Origin of the sequence: Pseudomonas sp. PA1(2017) (assembly GCF_001945375.1) — a bacterium.
In the GTDB taxonomy this organism is placed as follows: Bacteria; Pseudomonadota; Gammaproteobacteria; order Pseudomonadales; family Pseudomonadaceae; genus Aquipseudomonas.
In genome coordinates this window covers 1,047,139-1,064,185 of the sequence record NZ_MSXU01000009.1, presented here as the reverse complement: position 1 = coordinate 1,064,185, position 17,047 = coordinate 1,047,139, and the positions used below count along the sequence as shown (strand labels likewise).

Genomic DNA, 17,047 nt, shown 5'->3' with positions numbered 1-17,047 from the left:
TTCACTTCCCAATAAGACCCAGGCGCCGTAAAATCGCGAGCTATTCGTATTCGCATTCCGGCTCGGGTAAAGGTCAATGTCCAGATCGGACACGGAAGTCGCTCACCATGATCATTTGCACGCCCTGTATCGTGACCACAGCAGTTGGCTACGCGCCTGGTTACGCAAGCGTCTGAGCAATTCGGCGGACGCCGCCGACCTTGCCCAGGATACGTTCATACGGGTTCTGGTTGCGCGTACTGCCAACTCTCTGCAGCAACCCCGGCACTACCTGACAACCATCGCTCGTGGCCTGGTGATAGATCTCTATCGCCGGCGCAGCGTGGAGCAGGCCTACCTCGATGTGTTGATATCCATGCCGGAGGTGCAGGCGCCGTCTGCAGAAACCCGCGCAATGATTCTGGAAAGTCTTCTAGCCATTGATCGCATGCTCGATGGCCTAGGCCAGCGCACCCGGCAAATTTTCCTTGCTGTGCAACTGGATGGGCTGACTTACGAAAAAGCTGCTGAGCGTTTCGACGTGTCGGTTACCACTGTGCGTAAGCACCTGGCGAAAGGCCTGATGCATTGCCTGTTGATGGATGAGGAATGAAACAGGCACTCGCCCAAGCGGTTGACTGGTATGTACGGCTGCATGACAGCGCTGCCACGGAGGTCACTCGTGCCGAGTGGCAGGTCTGGCTTCAATCTGACCCGCTGCACGCCAGAGCCTGGGAGCGTGTGGAAACGCTGCGCCAACGCTTGAGTTCGGCACCAGAAGGCTATGCCGCTGCCACTATCGAAACGGCGCGGCAGCAAAGGCGTGCAGCCTTGAAAACACTTGCCGTGCTACTTGGCGTCGGCGTTACAGGGTGGGGAGGCTATCGGGCTTCACCATTTAGCGTCGACTACAGCACGGGTATCGGACAGCGTAAGGGGGCCACGCTGCCCGACGGCAGCTTGCTGGTGCTCGATACCGGCACCCGGGTGGACGTGCAATTCGACTCGTACAAGCGACTGATCGTCCTGCACCAAGGCGCCATCCTCGTGGAGACCGCAAAGGATGCTCGCAGATTGAGCGTGCAGACCGCCGAGGGCGAAATCGAGGCACTGGGCACACGTTTCACGGTGCGTCAGGACGACAGCATTACCCAGGTATCCGTCGAAGCCCACGCAGTGGCGGTACGGCCGCGATTGGCCTCTGGCCAGGCCATACGCGCCGAGGCGGGGCAGGCGGTGAGCTTTACCGCCGCAAGCATCGGCCTATTGAAGGCGGCCAACGAGCAGGGCTCGGCGTGGACGCGCGGCATGCTGGTAGCAGTGGACTGGCGCCTGAACGATCTACTGGCCGAGCTATCCCGCTATCGCCATGGTTTCCTCGGCTGTTCGCCGGATATTGCCGGCTTACGGCTCTCGGGAACCTTCCTCCTTGATGACACCGAAGGTGCTCTAGCGAACCTCGAGGACTCGCTTCCCGTCCGGGTTCGCCGTCTCACTCGCTACTGGGTAAGGGTGGAAGCTCGGGCGGTGTAATCGGAGATTTTTTGCGAAGAGGGGTAACAGATTTTCATTCCTGTTTCGGCTCTACCTGCATGTGCGCATCAGACGCACACATTGCCAACGCTGACAGGAACATCTCCATGCAAGCACGCACCACCTTTTTCATCAGCAGTGCCCGGCCGACCACCCTTGCACTGTGTCTGGCCGGCTCGATAATCGCGGCTGCGCCGGCGTGGGCAACACCTCTCAACTACGACATTCCTGCCGGCAGCCTGGCGGCAACGCTCAGCGAATTTGCCGCGGCGAGTGGGGTGATGATCACCTTCAGCTCGGAAGATACCGCTGGGTTGCGCTCGCCAGGGCTGCAAGGCAGCTACGAGCTGGAGCAGGGTTTTGCTCAGCTGCTTCAGGGGAGCGGTTTACGTGTGGTACAGGCTGGCGAGAACAGGTTCGTGCTGGCCAAGGCGGAAGGTGGTGCAGTGACGGAGCTTGGCCCTATCAGCATCAATGCCGCTGGCCTGGGCACCACGACAGAAGGCACCGGATCGTACACCACGGGATCCACCAACAGCGCGACCAAGCTGGCGCTATCGCTACGTGAGACGCCACAAACGGTCAGCGTGATGACTCGCCAGCGTATCGACGATCAGCAGCTGAATACGTTGAGCGATGTGCTCAAGCAGGCTCCAGGTCTTTCCGTGCAGAACATTGACAGTGAGCGGGTGAACATCTATTCGCGTGGGTATTCCATCGACAGCTACCAGCTCGATGGCATTCCCACCACCTTGGTCGTGCAGACCAGCGCGAGCCCGCAGAGCATGATCGACACCTCGATCTACGATCGGGTCGAGATCGTCAGGGGCGCCACCGGGCTCATGACTGGTGCTGGCGATCCCTCTGGCAGCGTCAACCTGATACGCAAACGGCCCACGGCGGATTTCCAGGGCTCGATCAGCGCCGGTGCTGGTTCGTGGGAGACATACCGCACCCAGCTGGATGTGTCAGGCCCGCTGACCGACGATGCGCGCTTGCGCGGGCGCACGGTCGTGGCCTATCAGCAGGGCAACAGTTTCATCGATCACTATCAGCAGGAAAAACAGACCTACTACGGCATTTTGGAAGCCGACCTTACAGACAGCACACTGCTCACCGTGGGCTTCGACTACCAGAAGAACGACCCGCGCGGCGTGTCATTTGCCAGCTTCCCGCTGTTCTACAGCGACGGTGGGCAAACCGACTTCTCACGCTCGACCAACGCTGGCGCCCGGTGGAGCTATCGCCAGCAGAACACGCTCAATACCTTCGCGACGCTCGAGCAGGGCCTGGCCAACGACTGGTCACTGAAGGTGGCCGTCAACAACATGTACAGCACCCGTGATTATTCCCTGGCATCGCTCAGCGGCGGCACGCCGGATCGCGAAACAGGCGAGGGCGCGTACCTGTATGGTGGGGACGGCTACGGCTCCCAGCGTCAGCTCGGTATCGATGCCATGGCTCAGGGACCGTTCCAGCTTTTGGGGCGCGAGCATGAATTGGTAGTCGGCTTGAGCGGGTCGGAGTTTCGCGACTACAGCGACCCGGATGACGATGACTTGGAAATGCGGCCGGCCAACATCCACGAGTGGAACAACGACACCGATCGTCCGATCTCGGTAGGCAAGCTGATGAACGACGATACGACTATTCGTCAGAACGCAGCTTACCTGGTGGCGCGCTTCAAACCCACGGATGACCTATCACTGATTGTCGGTGCCCGCGTCGGCGACTACAGCTACAAGAAAAAGGCCATCTACAACCCGCCGTATACACGCTCGTCCAACTCCGCCGAGACGCGCGAAAGCGGCTTCGTCACGCCCTATGCGGGGGTGGTGTACGACCTCAACGAGATCCACTCGGTCTATGCCAGCTACACCAAGATCTACCGGCCACAGTCCATTCGCGACCAGGGCGGCAAAACCCTCGAGCCTCGTGAAGGTGACAACTACGAAATTGGCCTGAAAAGCGAGTTCATGGATGGCCGGGTCAACACCGCCGTAGCGCTTTACGAGATTCAGCAGGACAACCTCGGCGTGGCCACCGGTGAGACGGTTGTGGGTACGGTGCGTGAGTCGGCCTACCGCGCGGTAGCAGGCGCCAAGACACGCGGTATCGACATGGAAATCTATGGCGAGGTACTGACCGACTGGAATGTCAGTGCGAGCTACAGCCACAGCGTCACCAAGGACGCCGAACATGAGCGCATCAGAACCGAAGCGCCGGCTAACCTGGTCAAGCTCTGGACCACCTATCGGCTACCCGGTGAGTTGCAGCAGTGGACCATCGGCGGAGGGATGAACTGGCAGAGTGGGGTAAGTCTGACCACCAGCGAGGGCAAGGCTACCCAGGAGCAGTATGCGGTGTTCAATCTGATGGCGCGTTACGACATCACCAAGAACCTGAGCGCCTCTGCAAATCTGAACAACGTGTTCGACAAGCAGTACTTCAGCTCCCTGGACCCGACCTTTTTCACCTGCTACTACGGTGAGCCGCGCAACGTGATGATCAGTACGAGATACGCCTTCTAGAGCGCGTAGGGGCCGAATGGAGAGACAATCTGCGCCATACGCTCCCTGCAGCTCCGTCGTATGCGTATAAAACGCTCTCCAGAGCGTTATCGCTATCTCTGTTGCCTGCCCAGCCACTTCTTGCTACCAGATTGTGAATCGCATGCGTAGTGGAGTCAGGATTTATCAAGGGCTATTTGAATATGGTCCTTTCAAACTGGTGATGTCCGCATGATGTCTTGCATTGGATTTGGCTAGAAGATGCTGTCCTGGGCTACTGGCAGACCAGGACAGCATCAAAGCTCAGCAACTGTATGCCGCTCCGCAAAGCGTTAGCCAAACTGAGCAACACTGCGAGCACTCCCACTAGCAGACAGACCACTACCATGAAGGCGTAGCGCGCGATTGCCTGTGTGGCCAGGAGTTTCCAAGTATCAACGGAGTAAGCCGAACTCATCAGCCAGATTCTTGTACTCAGCGACTTGTCCATAAACGAATTGCTCAAGCTCATCGCCGGTCTTGAAAAATGGCAACAGGTCAAACTGTTCGCGCTTCTTGTCGAAGCTCTGATCCGCGAGGAGTGTTTCGAAGCGCTCTTGCCACCACGTGAAATCCTCATCGCTAACCTCAGGCCCCATGTAGAACCCTCGCACGATAGGCCAGACGACGTCATAGCCTTGTTCCCTCGCTGTGGGGATATCTGCGAGCTTCCCGGGCAGTCGCTCTTCGGCCATAACTGCGAGGATGCGCACATTGCCCGCATTCATCTGCGCCGTAGCCTCGCCAAAACCGCTGACGACAGCTTGTACGTGACCTCCGAGCAATGCAGTCATAGGCTCACCTCCGCCCTCGAAGGCCACATAGCGCAGTGCCTGTGGATCGACATGAGCGCTGCGTGCGATGAGAGCTGCCTGCATCCAATCCTGGCTTCCAACGGTACCGCCTGCTCCAATGACGAGCTCCGACGGCGCGTTCTCTAATTGCTTGATCAGATCACCCAGAGTTTTCAGAGGTGAGTCTTGGCGTACGATAATCGCACCGTAATCTGTGCCGATAGCGGCGAGCCAGCGCACTGCTTTTTCGTCATAGCTCCCGAATTTACCTTGCGCCAGATTCAGAAGTGAGCCACTCGACCACGCTGTAATTACACCTGGTTCCTTAGGACGCTGCGCGACCACCGCGTTATAGGCGACGGCACCGATACCACCAGGCATGTAAGTGACTCGCATCGGCGCCTTTAGTAGACCGCTTTCTTTAAGGCCGCTTTGAGCGATCTTGCAGGTGATGTCGAAACCGCCACCGGGCTTTGCCGGTGCGATGCATTCGGGGCGTTTGGGTTCTGCGAACGTCATGCCGACGGCAAGTAGACCGGAGGTCAGCAGCGCGGCGCAGGTGAGGCGGTTTTTCATGTGTTCTCCTGTGGAGTTTTATTGTGGTTCAGGCTGTGACACCGCTGGCGGCGTCGGGGCAACGGGTAGGATGCACGGTGCACCCCGCCGGTATTGGGTAGCGGCTCAGTCGCTGCCGAGCTTGAGGTTGTCCGGCTGGCGCTTCTCGATCGCATGCTTGAGCAGCGCCGCGCTACGGAAGATGCCGTGTGCGAACTTGCCATACGGCATGGTCAGGAAGAACGCCATCACCATGCCCAGGTGGATCGCCAGCAGCAGGGCCATCGCACCGGTATCGCGCCAGGCCAGCAAGGCCAGGCCAGTCAGGCTGATCAGAAACAGCAGCACGATGAAGCCGCGATCCATGGGCGCCTGGGCGCGGTCACCGTGCTCCGGGTCACGGCGATAGTTGAGCCACAGCAGCCCGGCAGGTCCGATCAGCAGGCCGATACCGCCCAGCGTGCCGAGCACCACCGGCAGACTGAGCAGTGGATAGGGCGCCTGCAGGCCTAGCAGGTAGTGATAAAGCGTGGCCACGCTGGTGGAGGCCAGGCACAGCATGAAGCCGTAGAAGGTGAAGTGGTGGAATCGGCGGCGCCAGAGGGTGAAGCGGTCGCTTTCGTTGTTGCAGCCCTCGCCATGGCCACCGTCGAGGTACTTGAGCTTGAGCACCGCACCGGAGGCTTCCGCAATGGCGGCTCCACTGGCGAGCGCTTGTGCGGCGGCGGGGCTGATCGCCCGCCAGAAGCGCGTGACGCCGATGGCCAGGGCGAGAATGGCGAAGCCAAAGGCGCTGCCGAACATCAGGGCCAGGGTGTTGTGTGGGAATATCACGTAAAAGTTACCGGCCAGCGGCCCAGGAAACAGCGTGCCCTTGACCAGCAGGGTCAGTAGCAGGAACAGCGCCAGCGAGCCTGCCAGAGCCAGCGACAGGGTTAAACCGTTGCGTTCGTATAGTGTGCCGAGCTTGGCTGGCCAGGCGTACTCCACATAGGTGTTCAGGCGAACCTTGGCCATGGCCTGCGGCACGTTCACGGCGAACTCGTGCGGTCCGGCGTATTGGCATGCATGCAGGCAGGCGCCGCAGTTGTGGCAGAGGTTGGCCAGGTAATGGACGTCGGCCTTGGCGAAATCCAGTCGACGGGTCATGGCCGGGAACACGGCGCAGAAACCTTCGCAGTAACGGCATGCGTTACAGATGTGCATCTGCCGGTCGACTTCGGCTTCGTGGACGTTCAGCAGGGGAATCAGGTTTTGCTGCTCCGCTTTCTTGCTTGGAGAGGCGATTTGTATTATCTCAGGCGATTGCACGGGATTCTCCGTCGCTTGTTGTATGGCGGCGATGACCGGCTGCCGCGGCAGCCTGGCTTCCTGCGATACGGCCGAAAGCAGTGCCGATGGACATGCCGACGCCCGCCGTGTAGCCCTTGCCGAGGACATTGCCCGCCATCATTTCTCCGGCGACGAACAGGTTCGCGCTTGGCTTGCCAGCGAAGTGCACGGCGGCGGTGTCGTCGGTCTTCAGGCCTAGGTAGGTGAAGGTCACCCCTGGCTTGAGCGGGTATCCGTAGAAGGGTGGGGTATCGATGGGGCGTGCCCAGTTAGTCTTGGCTGGCGTAACGCCTTCGGTGCGGCAGCCGTCGAGGCGGGTATGGTCGAAGTCGTTACCCACGCAGGCGCTGTTGTAGGCCTGCAGGGTCTTCACGAAGGCGTCGACCGGTAGGCCGAGTTTGCTGGCGAGTTCTTCCAGGCTGTTGGCCGTGGTGCCGGGGAAAACCGGTGGCATGAAACGCCCGATGGCCTTCTGATCGATGATCGAAAACCCCACCTGGCGAGGTTGTTGGGCGACCAGTCGACCCCAGATGGCGTAGCGCTTGGGCCAGAAGTCCTCGCCTTCGTCGTAAAAACGTTCACCCTCGCAGTTGACCACTACGCCGAGCGATACGCAGTCGATACGGGTGCAGATGCCGCCGTCATAGAGCGGCGCACGAGCGTCGATGGCCACCATGTGAGCCTGTGTCGGATCGCCGATGGTCTCGGCACCGGCATCGATCAGCTTGCGCAGCAGTACGCCGTTGTTGAAGCGGGTGCCGCGAATCAGGAAGTTGTCCGCTGGCCACTCGCCGCGTTCGTTGACGCCCCAGGCTTCGCGCAACCATTCGCGATTGGACTCGAAGCCGCCGGCTGCCAGCACGCAGGTGCGCGCTTCTATGCGCTCGGCTGGATACTGCTTGCCATCGACTTCCCGCGCGCTAATGTGCGCGGCGACGAAGCGATCACCGTCCAGTTCGATGTCGTCGACGGGGGTGTCGTAGCGGATCTCGACACCCAGGCGCTCAGCACTGCGGTAGTAAGCATTGACCAGCGCCTTGCCGCCGCCCATGAAGAAGGCGTTGGTGCGTGCCACGTGCAAGGCGCCGGACAGGGGTGGTTGGAAGTGCACGCCGTGGCTGCGCATCCAGTCGCGGCAGTTGGACGAGGCTCGGATGACCAAGCGCGCCAGGTGCTCGTCGGTCTGCCCACCGGTGACTTTGAGCAGGTCTTGCCAGAATTCTTCTTCAGGATAGGCATCGACCAGAACATCCTGAGGGGCCTCGTGCATGCAGCGCAGGTTGCGGGTGTGCTGCGAATTGCCGCCACGCCAGGCGCGTGGGGCGCCTTCCAGCAGCAGTACGCTGGCCCCGGCCTCTCGGGCCATCAGCGCGGCACATAGTGCGGCGTTGCCACCGCCTATAACCAGAACATCGATCATCGTGTCTCCTCGTTGGCAGAGGAGCGCTACACGATAGGGCTCCCCGTCTGGCGAGGGACTTTAGGAGGGCGCACGGTGGCTCGAAAGGCCAGGAATGGCGTGGGGTGTTCAGTATTTCTAAACACCCACTCCGAGGTCAGGCGCCATGCTCATCCAGCAACTGGGCGCCGGGCCAGCGAGCACTGCCGACCAGCTCGCGAGTGGTATCTAGAATCGCTACGCGTGCGGCCAGTGCAGCGGGTGACAGCTCGTCGTCGGGGAGGGACACCAGCAGGTTGCGCCGGCCTGCGTGAGCATCGCTGATCTGCACGACGTGCAGCCCTTGCTCGCGAGCCCTGGCGGCAACCGAGCCTGGCTGAATGGTGGCGGCATAGCCGGCCTTGACCGCGTCCATCAGAAGCGCCAGCCCATCTATGTCCATCACCACGGTGGGTTCGCAGCGCGAATGGGCGAAGGCATTGGTGATGGTGGTGCGCAGGCCGTGCTGGACGCTCGGCAGCACCAGTGGCAACTGTGCAAGTTCATCGAGCTTGACGTTGTCGCTGGTGGGCATACCAGGCAGGTTCGGGGCTGCTATCAAGAAGAGCTTCTCGTCGAGAAGTGGCCTGACGCGGCAGCGCCTACCCGAATCACCGTGGAAAAGTATCGCCATATCCAGCTGGCGTGCGTGCAGCTGGCTACTCAAATAGCCGGAAAGCATTTCCACTAGGTGAAGTTGGATGTTCGGATAACGCTGGCGCATTACTGCAATCAGCGGCAGAGCCAGCACTGAGGACGTGCTGGGTGCGAAGCCGACGCTTACGTAGCCGCTCATGCGCTCTCGTTGGGCAGCCTGGGCGGCATTCTCCGCCTGGCGCAGGGTGAGTTGGGCATGGTGCTGAAAGGCGATGCCAGCCGAGGTGGGTGAGACACCGGTACTGCTGCGTGTCAGCAGGCGGGTGCTGAGCTCGTTCTCCAGCTTGCTTATCTGCTGGCTCAGGGCCGAGGTTCCTACGCTCAGCTCCAGGGCCGCACGGCCCAGACTGCCGTGCTCGACCACCTTGAGAAAGTAACGCAGTTGTCTAAGCTCCATCGCCTATCCGCCGGTCTGTGGGAAATGCAGGAAATACGGTTTGTGCAGGACGTGGAATGAGACAAGAAACGCGCTCTCCCTACTGACGCTGACCTCGTCATTCAAACATCCACGATGCAATGGGAGAAGCAGCATCTGCAGCCAGCTAAAGCAACTCGCTAGAAGCCGTAGTTGGAACGTACTCGACAAGCAGTACTTCAGCTCTCCGGCCCCGACCTTTTTCACCGGCTATTACGGTGAACCATGCAACGTGATGTTCAGCACGAGATACGTCTTCTAGTGGGCCCGCTTCACGCTTCGGTTGATTGCCTCCCTGCAATCGGCTGCCCAGGCGATTTCAGTACCTGGGCTCGGCGATCGCGCTGAAAAGCGGACAGACCGAACTACTGCTGAAGCCCTTCGCGGTAAAGGAGCTGAAGGGCATGGTTCAACGTCTTCTGGCCCAGGGCTGAGGCTGCTCAGCTACTGCCGCTGGTCTGCAAGCGCCTGATGCTTGACTTATGGGGCGGCCTCAAGGGCGTCAATATCATCACCGGGTCATTTTTAATAGCCTAGCGTCGCCAGCCAGGCACATTTTTGCTGCTGCCTAACAGTCGAGCAAACTGGTGTGCGGGGGGAAATAATGCACCTCCTCCCGTGGGGGCATACCGCGTGATGGAGATCGGATTCTAGGGGCAATAGAGTGACCCCAATTGGTGCGTTGTATGGGCGAACTGCTTTAGAATGAGCTTTTCCGCCCATCAAAGGAATGAGCACGAGATGAGCAACAACCCCATCTGCTGTCCGCACTGTCAGGGACAAAATGTCCAGCTCCTGTCAGTTATTCATGCCGCAGGTACTGTTCGCACCCAGTCGACTCACCAAACTCACACCGGTTACGGCCCTGTCAGGGTCGAAACGAATGCTCGTCACCAGACCGATCTGGCGGCGAGCGTAGGCCCGCCCCCGGGCAAGCGTCTGCTGGGGCCCGTCATCATGACGGTTATCGGTGCGATCATTGCGTACGATGGCCTGAAGCTGACTCAAATTGACTGGAGCAAATCCCTCATGGGATTGGTGCTTGCGGCCGTCGGCGTGATCGGCTTTGTCCGCCACTGGAATTTCAACGTCTCCCAGTATGACAAGCTGCAAGAGTGGCGCCGCACTTGGCTTTGCCATGCGTGCGGTACGCGCTTTGAGCCATAATGAACAAGAAAGCCCGCTGACGCGGGCTTTCTTGTTTTTGTATATCTTTCAGCAGCTCAGTGGAGCTAGAACGCTACATTCCCAAAATACGAGCCGCTAGCCAATTCGATCCTGCTCAAGGCCCGCATTCCCAGTTGCCCTCAATGGCACGCATCGCACTGTCATTTCGGATGTAGGTGAGGGTTGCGGCAGGGAAGGAGGCCGCTCCTTTAGTTCCAGCTTTCTCAGGCTGATCGGCTTTCTCCTTCAGCTTCACTTCGGCCACCACCCGCTCTCCCTTGAACAGGTTTCCACGTTGCATGGAGTCGAACCCACCCGGAGCGTGGACCTTCATCACCCGGTCGCCGAACTTCAGAATCCCCTCTGAGGCACCCTTGGTTGCCACGTTTCCTGCAACGTAAAAGAACGTGCTGCGCCCGGCGGAGAAGGTGCATACAAGCTCTCCCTTCACCGGGTTGCCCGTGATGTCGCTTTCGTTAAGGGGCGACAGTTTGGTGCTGGTTGAGACCATCGGAGAGCTGGTAGATATAGCGCCGCTCTCGCTTTCATCATTGGCTACGCAGCCAGCTAAAATCGTAAAACCAGCTACAGCGGTTAGGGCGATGCAGGCGTTGCGATTGATCCGGTTGAGCAAATTGAGCGGATGAAGTGCTGCGTATCGCATGGGAAAAACTGATCCTGGTATTGGGCGCCCACCAATTGAGCGCCCGCTATGGAAGTCGACCCTGAGCAGCTGGATACATTGCTATTAATTCGTGAGTGGTAAGGGCTGCCCTCGCTTTACTGATTCAAGCAATAACCGCATGGGTGATGATCGAATAGGTCTCAGGTTCGTTAGGGGGCATTCTCTGTCCTGTGGAGCCTCAAGGACAAAAGAAGCGCGGCAGTGGCCAATGCGCCAAACACCCAGAGGTTTCCCGTAAGCCCAGTGGTGTCAATCAACTGTCCCCCCATCCACGATCCCAAGGCGATGGCGATGTTGAATGTACCCACGTATAGAGCGGAGGCCGTCTCGATTGCCTGCGGCGCCGCTTTCATCATTAGTGTCATCAGCGAGACCGACACTGCGCCGTAAGCCAGGCCCCATAACAGCAGTGCAATGACTCCTGCAGACGGCTTGTGCCCAAGGCTGAGAAATATTACTGATGTCAGTGCCAATCCGGCTGCGATCACCACCAAAGTCAAGGTCGTATTGCTAGTGGCATTGGTGCCGCCTAAAAAGTTTCCGGCGAGCCCAGCCGCCCCATAAACGAAAAGTAACGTACCTATCCAACGTGCATCCAGACCGGATACGTCGAGAAGGAGGGGCTGAACGAATGTAAATGCAAGAAAGTGTCCGGCCACCAGAAGTACGGTCAGTAGCAGCCCCGTTTGCAGCTTGGGATTACCAAACTGCTCCACGAATTGGCGCGCAGTTGTCGAGCCGATTACGGGGAGCGCTGGGATAACGACAAGGTGCAGCACCAGGATCGATCCGCTCAGGAGGGCCATCAGCGCAAATGCCCAGCGCCATCCCAGATGCTCCCCAACAATCGCGCCGAGTGGCACACCCAGTACCGAGGCCGCAGAAACGCCACCAAATATGATGGACGTCGCCAGGCCGATCGCATTGGCTTGGACGAGCCGGGCCGCGAGTCCTCCAGCAATCGCCCAGATACCCCCCATGCAGAAACCTACCAATGCACGTGCCGCCAGCATCCATGTCATGTTGGGTGCTAAAGCAGACGCGATGTTGGCGATCAACAACAGCACCAATAACCCACATAGGATTTTTCGCCGGTCTATGCTCCCAGAGGCGATTACGACCAAGGCTGCAAATGCCGCGGCCAAGAGTGCTGGCAGCGAAATCATCAAGCCGGCCGTTCCATTTGTAGTCTGCAATGCTGCCGCGATGGAGGTTAACAGTCCGACCGGAAGCATTTCTGTAGTCACCACAGCGAAGGTTGCCAAGCCCACTGCGATTACCGCCGGCCACGAGTTCTCTGCAGCACGTGTTCTGGATGTTTCTGAGCAGATAGCCATGATTCGAATCCTTGAAATCGACTAAATAGAAAGGGTGGAGTCACACTGTCTTGATGGGGGCCGTGCATCGGCGCGGAGTCGCATCCATGCCAGCAGCCCTATGGCCAGCACGGCGGCGCCTGCGGTTAGCGAAAGGTAGAATCCGGCTCTAGCGCTGATCTCATCGACAAGCTGGCCGGATACGGCAGCCCCCAGTGCGACACCAACATTCAGTCCAGCCAACAGCCAAGTCATTCCCTCTGTCAGGTTTTGCTCGGGCACCGAGCGCTCGATCAAAGTCATCGCTACGATCATGGTGGGCGCAAAGAACAGCCCCGCTACAAGCACTGCTACGGCCAGGCTCGGGATGCTCGCTACGACTATCAGTGGTGCTGTGGTAGCGGTGGTGGCCAGAGTCCCCAACAGCAGTTGCTGGTGAAGTGGGGCTTTTAGCTGAAGAGCGCCGAAAACCAGTCCTGATACACAGGAACCGATGGCATAGGCTGACAACACGAAGCTGGCCGCCGCAGGACGGTCGAGGTCCTGCGCGAAGGCCACACTGACTACATCAACTGTCCCGACGATTACACCCATGGCCACCATCAATAAGGTCAGGAGCCGTACGCTCGCCATTCGAATGACAGATCGCGAATGTGCATGTGATTCGTGAGGCTGAGCTGGTGGCTCCGTGGCTCGCTGTGCAGAGAGCGCGGACGCACCGAGCAGCAAAATCAGTGCAGCGACAACCAAGGCTGCCTGCGGCTGAACCATGACCGATAAGCCCACGGACAACGGCGGGCCAACAATGAAGGTCACTTCATCGAAGACCGTCTCAAGCGAGTAAGCAGCTTGCAGACGGGGCTGGCCCCGATACAGCCATGACCAGCGAGCCCGCACCATCGCCGACATGCTCGGCATGAAACCGGCCAAAAGCGCGCCGATGAAGAGGCTCCAATAGGGCGCTCCATAGAACGAGCAACTGATGAGCATCAGCAATCCAGTGACGCTGATGAAGGTTGCTACACGAAGCACACGACGCTGCCCATGCTGGTCGACCAAGCGTGAGATCTGCGGTGATACCAGGGCGTAAGTGAGCACGAAAGTGGCTGACACAATTCCAGCCAGCGCGTAGCTGCCGTATTGCTGGGACAACATTGTGATAATGCCAATACCCGTCATAGGCAGGGGTACTCGAGCAACCAATCCCGCGAGCGTGAAAGCCTTGGTGCCGGGTGCTTGGAAAAGTTCGCGATAGGGGGTAGCCATCAAGCCCTCCATGGAGCCAGCTTGCAAAAGCATCGCAGTGGGACGGAAAATACATACGAGGTGTATGAATAAGATCGTATATACATACGCCGCGTATGTAAACAGTCGTGCATTCCGTATGTAAGGAGTTTTGATGGCTCGCCGAACTCGCGCCGAGATGGAACAAACCCGGGCCACGCTGTTGGCCACGGCACGAAAGGTATTCAGCGAGTGCAGCTATGCTGATACCTCAATGGATGACCTGACTGCCCAGGCAGGTCTTACCCGCGGCGCGCTATACCACCACTTCGGTGACAAGAGGGGGTTACTGGCCGCGGTGGTTGAGCAGATCGACGCGGAAATGGATGCTCGCCTGCGAGCCATCTCCAACAATGCTGCTGATCCCTGGGAAGGTTTCAGAGAACGCTGCCAGGCCTACTTGGAAATGGCGCTTGAACCGGAAATCCAACGTTTGGTTCTGCGAGATGCCAGATCTGTCCTTGGCGGGGCTTCGCCCGAGGCGCAACGGCATTGCATCGAGTCCATGCAACGCTTGATCGAAGGTCTGATTGAGCAGGGTGTTGTTGCTGAAGCGGATGCCGAGGCTTTGGCATCGCTGATTTATGGCAGTTTGTCCGAGGCGGCGTTCTGGATTGCCGAGCGAGAGAGCTCCAAGCGATTGGAACGAGGAATCAGCGCTCTGGATCTTCTGCTGCGCGGATTATTAGTACGGACTTCAAAGTAGCAGCCGAGTCGACCGAACCACAGTGCTGTGCTCGCCAATGCCTTGATGGTCGAGGGGCGACGGCTGGCCATTCGACATCGCCTCGGGCGCAAGCACGCAGGTGCGGCGCACTCAGCATCAGTTACAGCTAGCTCGAATCGCTGTAATAAGTGCGGCCAGACTGAATTGCTGCTCAAGCCCTTCTCTGTGATGGAGCTGAAGGGGGTAGTTCAGCGCTTGCTATCCGGGCGCTGAGCCTGCTCGCCATTTCAAGGCTGAGTTGCAAAGTCGGTTAGCGATGTCGCACGCGCTGCCCGCGAAGTTCGATATCATAATGATGGCAAAAAAGGCGCAACCTTTCCGCTGCCACGTCAGTCCTATCCGACGCTGACAGCTCATCTATCTCCGGCACAGCGTTGCCAGCCAGCTGAAAAGCACCCCCGTTCGCCATGGATTCGGCATTTCTAGCATTTCCTCCGAGTACCGAACCATGCTCCATCTCTTTCGTCCGCGCAGTGAGCTCCAGGCTCTCAAGCAACTGAGCGCTTCGCTCCCGATCTCCGCCAAAGGCGCGGCCAGCCGTAGGGCCGCCAACTGGGTAGAAGTGCAGCGTGAATGGACCTCACGCGAACAGAAAGCTGTGCAGAATGACGCACGCATTGCCGAGCTTGAACGCGAGCTGGCGGCCGCGCGGCGCATGTTGGCTGAAGCAGATGCTGGCGCGCGCGCCTCAGAGACGCGCTTCGATCTGGTCAACAGAGCTTCCAGCGAAGGTCTCTGGGATATGGAGGTGGTAGCAGGGGACCCAGTGAACCCGCGCAACCAGTTTTGGTGGTCGCCGCAGCTCAGGGCCATGCTGGGTTTTCGTGATGAGCGAGACTTTCCCAACGTACTGGCCAGCTGGGCCGACCGCCTGCATCCCGAGGACAAGGCGGCGACGCTGGATGCCTTCGCTCGGCACTTGAACGACAAGTCCGGCATGACCCCTTATCGGGTCAGAAATCGCCTGGCCATGAAGGATGGCACCTACCGCTGGTTCTTCGCCCAGGGCGAAACCCTTCGTGATAGCCGTGGCGTACCGCTGCGTGTCGCCGGGGCGCTACGGGATATCCACGATGAGCTGCAGCGTGAGGAGGAGCACGATGTAATCATCACTCGCTTCGAGCTTGCCCGAGAAATGCTCTCGGACGGCCTCTGGGACATGGAGGTGATCGCCGGTGACCCGGTCAACCCGAAGAACCCGTTCTGGTGGTCGCCGCAGTTCCGTCGCCTGCTGGGCTTCGAGACGATTGAGGAGTTCCCTGATGTGCTGGACAGCTGGGCATCGCGCTTGCATCCAGAGGACAAGGCCTACAGCCTCGAAGCGTTCCAGGCCCACCTGAACGACCGTTCAGGCAAGACACCTTTCGACATCGAATACCGCTTGAAGATGAAGAGTGGTGAGTACCGCTGGTTCCGGGCTCGCGGGCAGACCAAGCGTGACGCCGCAGGCGCGCCGCTGCGTGTGGTCGGTGCCTTGGTGGACGTTGATCTCGAGCATCAGCAGAACGCCATGCGCGAGACCGAGGCAGCTCACCAGCGCAGTCTGGAAGCCAACATCGTGAAGCTCACGCAGATTGTCGGCACCATCCAGAGCATTGCCAGCCAGACTAACTTACTCGCGTTGAACGCGGCGATCGAGGCGGCCCGAGCCGGGGAGGCGGGAAGAGGTTTCGCTGTGGTGGCCGATGAGGTGCGAAAGCTAGCGACCCGGACGACGGAAGCCACCGAGCAGGCGGCGCAGATGATGCGTTCCTGATCGGCAAGCGTTGCCGGGTGAATCGACGGCTGCCTAGTTTCCTGCTGATCGGCTTTGATGGGGCCTGTGGCCGTCATGCTCAAGCGCACGCAGAACGTGGACGGTCATCTTCTGGCCGAGGACCATCGTCGCGCGGGCGCTTAGATTGCCCAAAAGCAGGGCGGCGACGCTTCCGAAATCTGATCAAACGAGCGAAAAAACGAAATTCACTTCCGTAGGACCATGCATGTTTGCAAAGGCCGAAATCAAGGTCTGCCCAGGATAGGCAACTGCGGGTGTTTATATATAATGCGACTCACTTTCAGTTAGCCGCATTCTTCTCATGGCCAAGTCTCCTCCCAACTCGGAACTCATCAGCGCTCTGGCGCTGCACTACGATGACTTGGTCGCCTATATTCGTCGGCGCTTTCACGGCAGCCAATTCGCCCGAGATGTAGTGCACGACGTTTGCCTGCAGCTACTGGAGAAGCCACCCCAGCAGGCGGTCAAGCTGCCGTTCGCTTTCTTGCGCCGTACATCCTTCAATCGCGCCATCGACCGTCGGCGTGCGGACATCACCCGTGACGCCTATTTCGAGCCGACTGCCGACGTACCCGATTTGCATGTGCATGGGCTCGACGGTGCGGCGGCGCTGGATTTCGAACAGCAACTCGAGGCGCTGTTGGCCATCATCGATGCGCTGCCGGCCCGGGCGCGACAAGTCTTTCTGCTGCACCGCATCCACGGTATGCCACAGCGTGAGATCGCTGACGAACTGGGCATTTCGGCAAACATGGTCACTCAACACTTCGCCCGAGCCATGCGCAGCATCGCCCAGAACTGGGAACCGGCGCGCCAAGCCCTGGCAGGACGTCGCTGAG

Annotated in this window: 14 protein-coding genes and 2 pseudogenes; 8 read left to right on the top strand and 8 right to left on the bottom strand. The window is 59.3% G+C overall.

Annotated elements, in window-relative coordinates; genetic code table 11:
• The first annotated feature begins 76 nt into the window (after window positions 1–76).
• The 3 genes from BVH01_RS11775 (at window position 77) to BVH01_RS11765 (ending at window position 4,043) form a co-directional block, all read left to right on the top strand.
• The gene (locus tag BVH01_RS11775; protein WP_075930489.1) at window positions 77–592 is read left to right on the top strand and encodes a sigma-70 family RNA polymerase sigma factor; all 516 of its coding nucleotides are present in this window, start codon (window positions 77–79) and stop codon (window positions 590–592) included.
• Complete coding sequence (locus BVH01_RS11770; RefSeq protein WP_075930488.1) at window positions 589–1,512, top strand: FecR domain-containing protein; 924 nt, start codon at window positions 589–591, stop codon at window positions 1,510–1,512. Before BVH01_RS11775 ends, BVH01_RS11770 begins: the two co-directional genes overlap by 4 nt.
• A gap of 107 nt (window positions 1,513–1,619) precedes the next feature.
• A complete protein-coding gene (locus tag BVH01_RS11765) occupies window positions 1,620–4,043 on the top strand; it encodes a TonB-dependent receptor (protein WP_075930487.1) in 2,424 nt (807 codons plus the stop codon).
• Between the two features lie 413 nt (window positions 4,044–4,456).
• Here BVH01_RS11765 and BVH01_RS11755 read toward each other — a convergent pair whose 3' ends face one another.
• From BVH01_RS11755 to BVH01_RS25195, 5 genes are all read right to left on the bottom strand, one after another.
• Window positions 4,457–5,431, bottom strand: a complete 975-nt coding sequence (locus BVH01_RS11755; RefSeq protein WP_075930485.1) for a tripartite tricarboxylate transporter substrate binding protein — start codon at window positions 5,429–5,431, stop codon at window positions 4,457–4,459.
• A gap of 105 nt (window positions 5,432–5,536) precedes the next feature.
• On the bottom strand, window positions 5,537–6,703 hold the full coding sequence (tcuB, locus tag BVH01_RS11750) for a tricarballylate utilization 4Fe-4S protein TcuB (RefSeq protein ID WP_075931013.1): 1,167 nt from the start codon (window positions 6,701–6,703) through the stop codon (window positions 5,537–5,539).
• A gap of 4 nt (window positions 6,704–6,707) precedes the next feature.
• A complete protein-coding gene (gene tcuA, locus BVH01_RS11745; RefSeq protein WP_075930484.1) occupies window positions 6,708–8,162 on the bottom strand; it encodes an FAD-dependent tricarballylate dehydrogenase TcuA in 1,455 nt (484 codons plus the stop codon).
• A 136-nt stretch (window positions 8,163–8,298) separates the two neighbouring features.
• On the bottom strand, window positions 8,299–9,234 hold the full coding sequence (locus tag BVH01_RS11740; RefSeq protein ID WP_075930483.1) for a LysR family transcriptional regulator: 936 nt from the start codon (window positions 9,232–9,234) through the stop codon (window positions 8,299–8,301).
• 276 nt (window positions 9,235–9,510) lie between these two features.
• Entirely contained in the window at window positions 9,511–9,696 is a 186-nt protein-coding gene (locus tag BVH01_RS25195; protein WP_371915601.1) for a LasR-specific antiactivator QslA, read from the bottom strand.
• Between the two features lie 297 nt (window positions 9,697–9,993).
• Here BVH01_RS25195 and BVH01_RS11735 point away from each other — a divergent pair, with 297 nt between their 5' ends.
• Window positions 9,994–10,419 carry a hypothetical protein gene (locus tag BVH01_RS11735; protein WP_075930482.1) on the top strand — a complete coding sequence of 142 codons (426 nt, stop codon included), beginning with the start codon at window positions 9,994–9,996 and terminating at the stop codon, window positions 10,417–10,419.
• Between the two features lie 115 nt (window positions 10,420–10,534).
• On the opposite strand, the gene BVH01_RS11730 is transcribed toward BVH01_RS11735, so the two are convergent.
• The 3 genes from BVH01_RS11730 to BVH01_RS11720 all read right to left on the bottom strand — a co-directional run bounded on the left by BVH01_RS11730 (window position 10,535) and on the right by BVH01_RS11720 (window position 13,686).
• Entirely contained in the window at window positions 10,535–11,083 is a 549-nt protein-coding gene (locus BVH01_RS11730) for a hypothetical protein (RefSeq protein WP_075930481.1), read from the bottom strand.
• A gap of 170 nt (window positions 11,084–11,253) precedes the next feature.
• Window positions 11,254–12,339, bottom strand: a complete 1,086-nt coding sequence (locus BVH01_RS11725) for an MFS transporter (protein WP_256562771.1) — start codon at window positions 12,337–12,339, stop codon at window positions 11,254–11,256.
• Between the two features lie 123 nt (window positions 12,340–12,462).
• On the bottom strand, window positions 12,463–13,686 hold the full coding sequence (locus BVH01_RS11720) for an MFS transporter (RefSeq protein WP_075930479.1): 1,224 nt from the start codon (window positions 13,684–13,686) through the stop codon (window positions 12,463–12,465).
• Window positions 13,687–13,819: 133 nt separating this feature from the next.
• Between BVH01_RS11720 and BVH01_RS11715 the strand changes: the two genes are divergently transcribed.
• From BVH01_RS11715 to BVH01_RS11705, 4 genes and pseudogenes are all read left to right on the top strand, one after another.
• Complete coding sequence (locus BVH01_RS11715) at window positions 13,820–14,410, top strand: TetR/AcrR family transcriptional regulator (protein ID WP_075930478.1); 591 nt, start codon at window positions 13,820–13,822, stop codon at window positions 14,408–14,410.
• Window positions 14,411–14,879: 469 nt separating this feature from the next.
• A pseudogene (locus tag BVH01_RS25090) lies at window positions 14,880–15,893 on the top strand (PAS domain-containing protein); the annotation flags it as partial.
• Window positions 15,894–16,178, top strand: a pseudogene (locus BVH01_RS25190) (methyl-accepting chemotaxis protein); the annotation flags it as partial.
• A gap of 331 nt (window positions 16,179–16,509) precedes the next feature.
• On the top strand, window positions 16,510–17,046 hold the full coding sequence (locus BVH01_RS11705) for an RNA polymerase sigma factor (protein ID WP_075930476.1): 537 nt from the start codon (window positions 16,510–16,512) through the stop codon (window positions 17,044–17,046).
• Window position 17,047 lies beyond the last annotated feature (1 nt).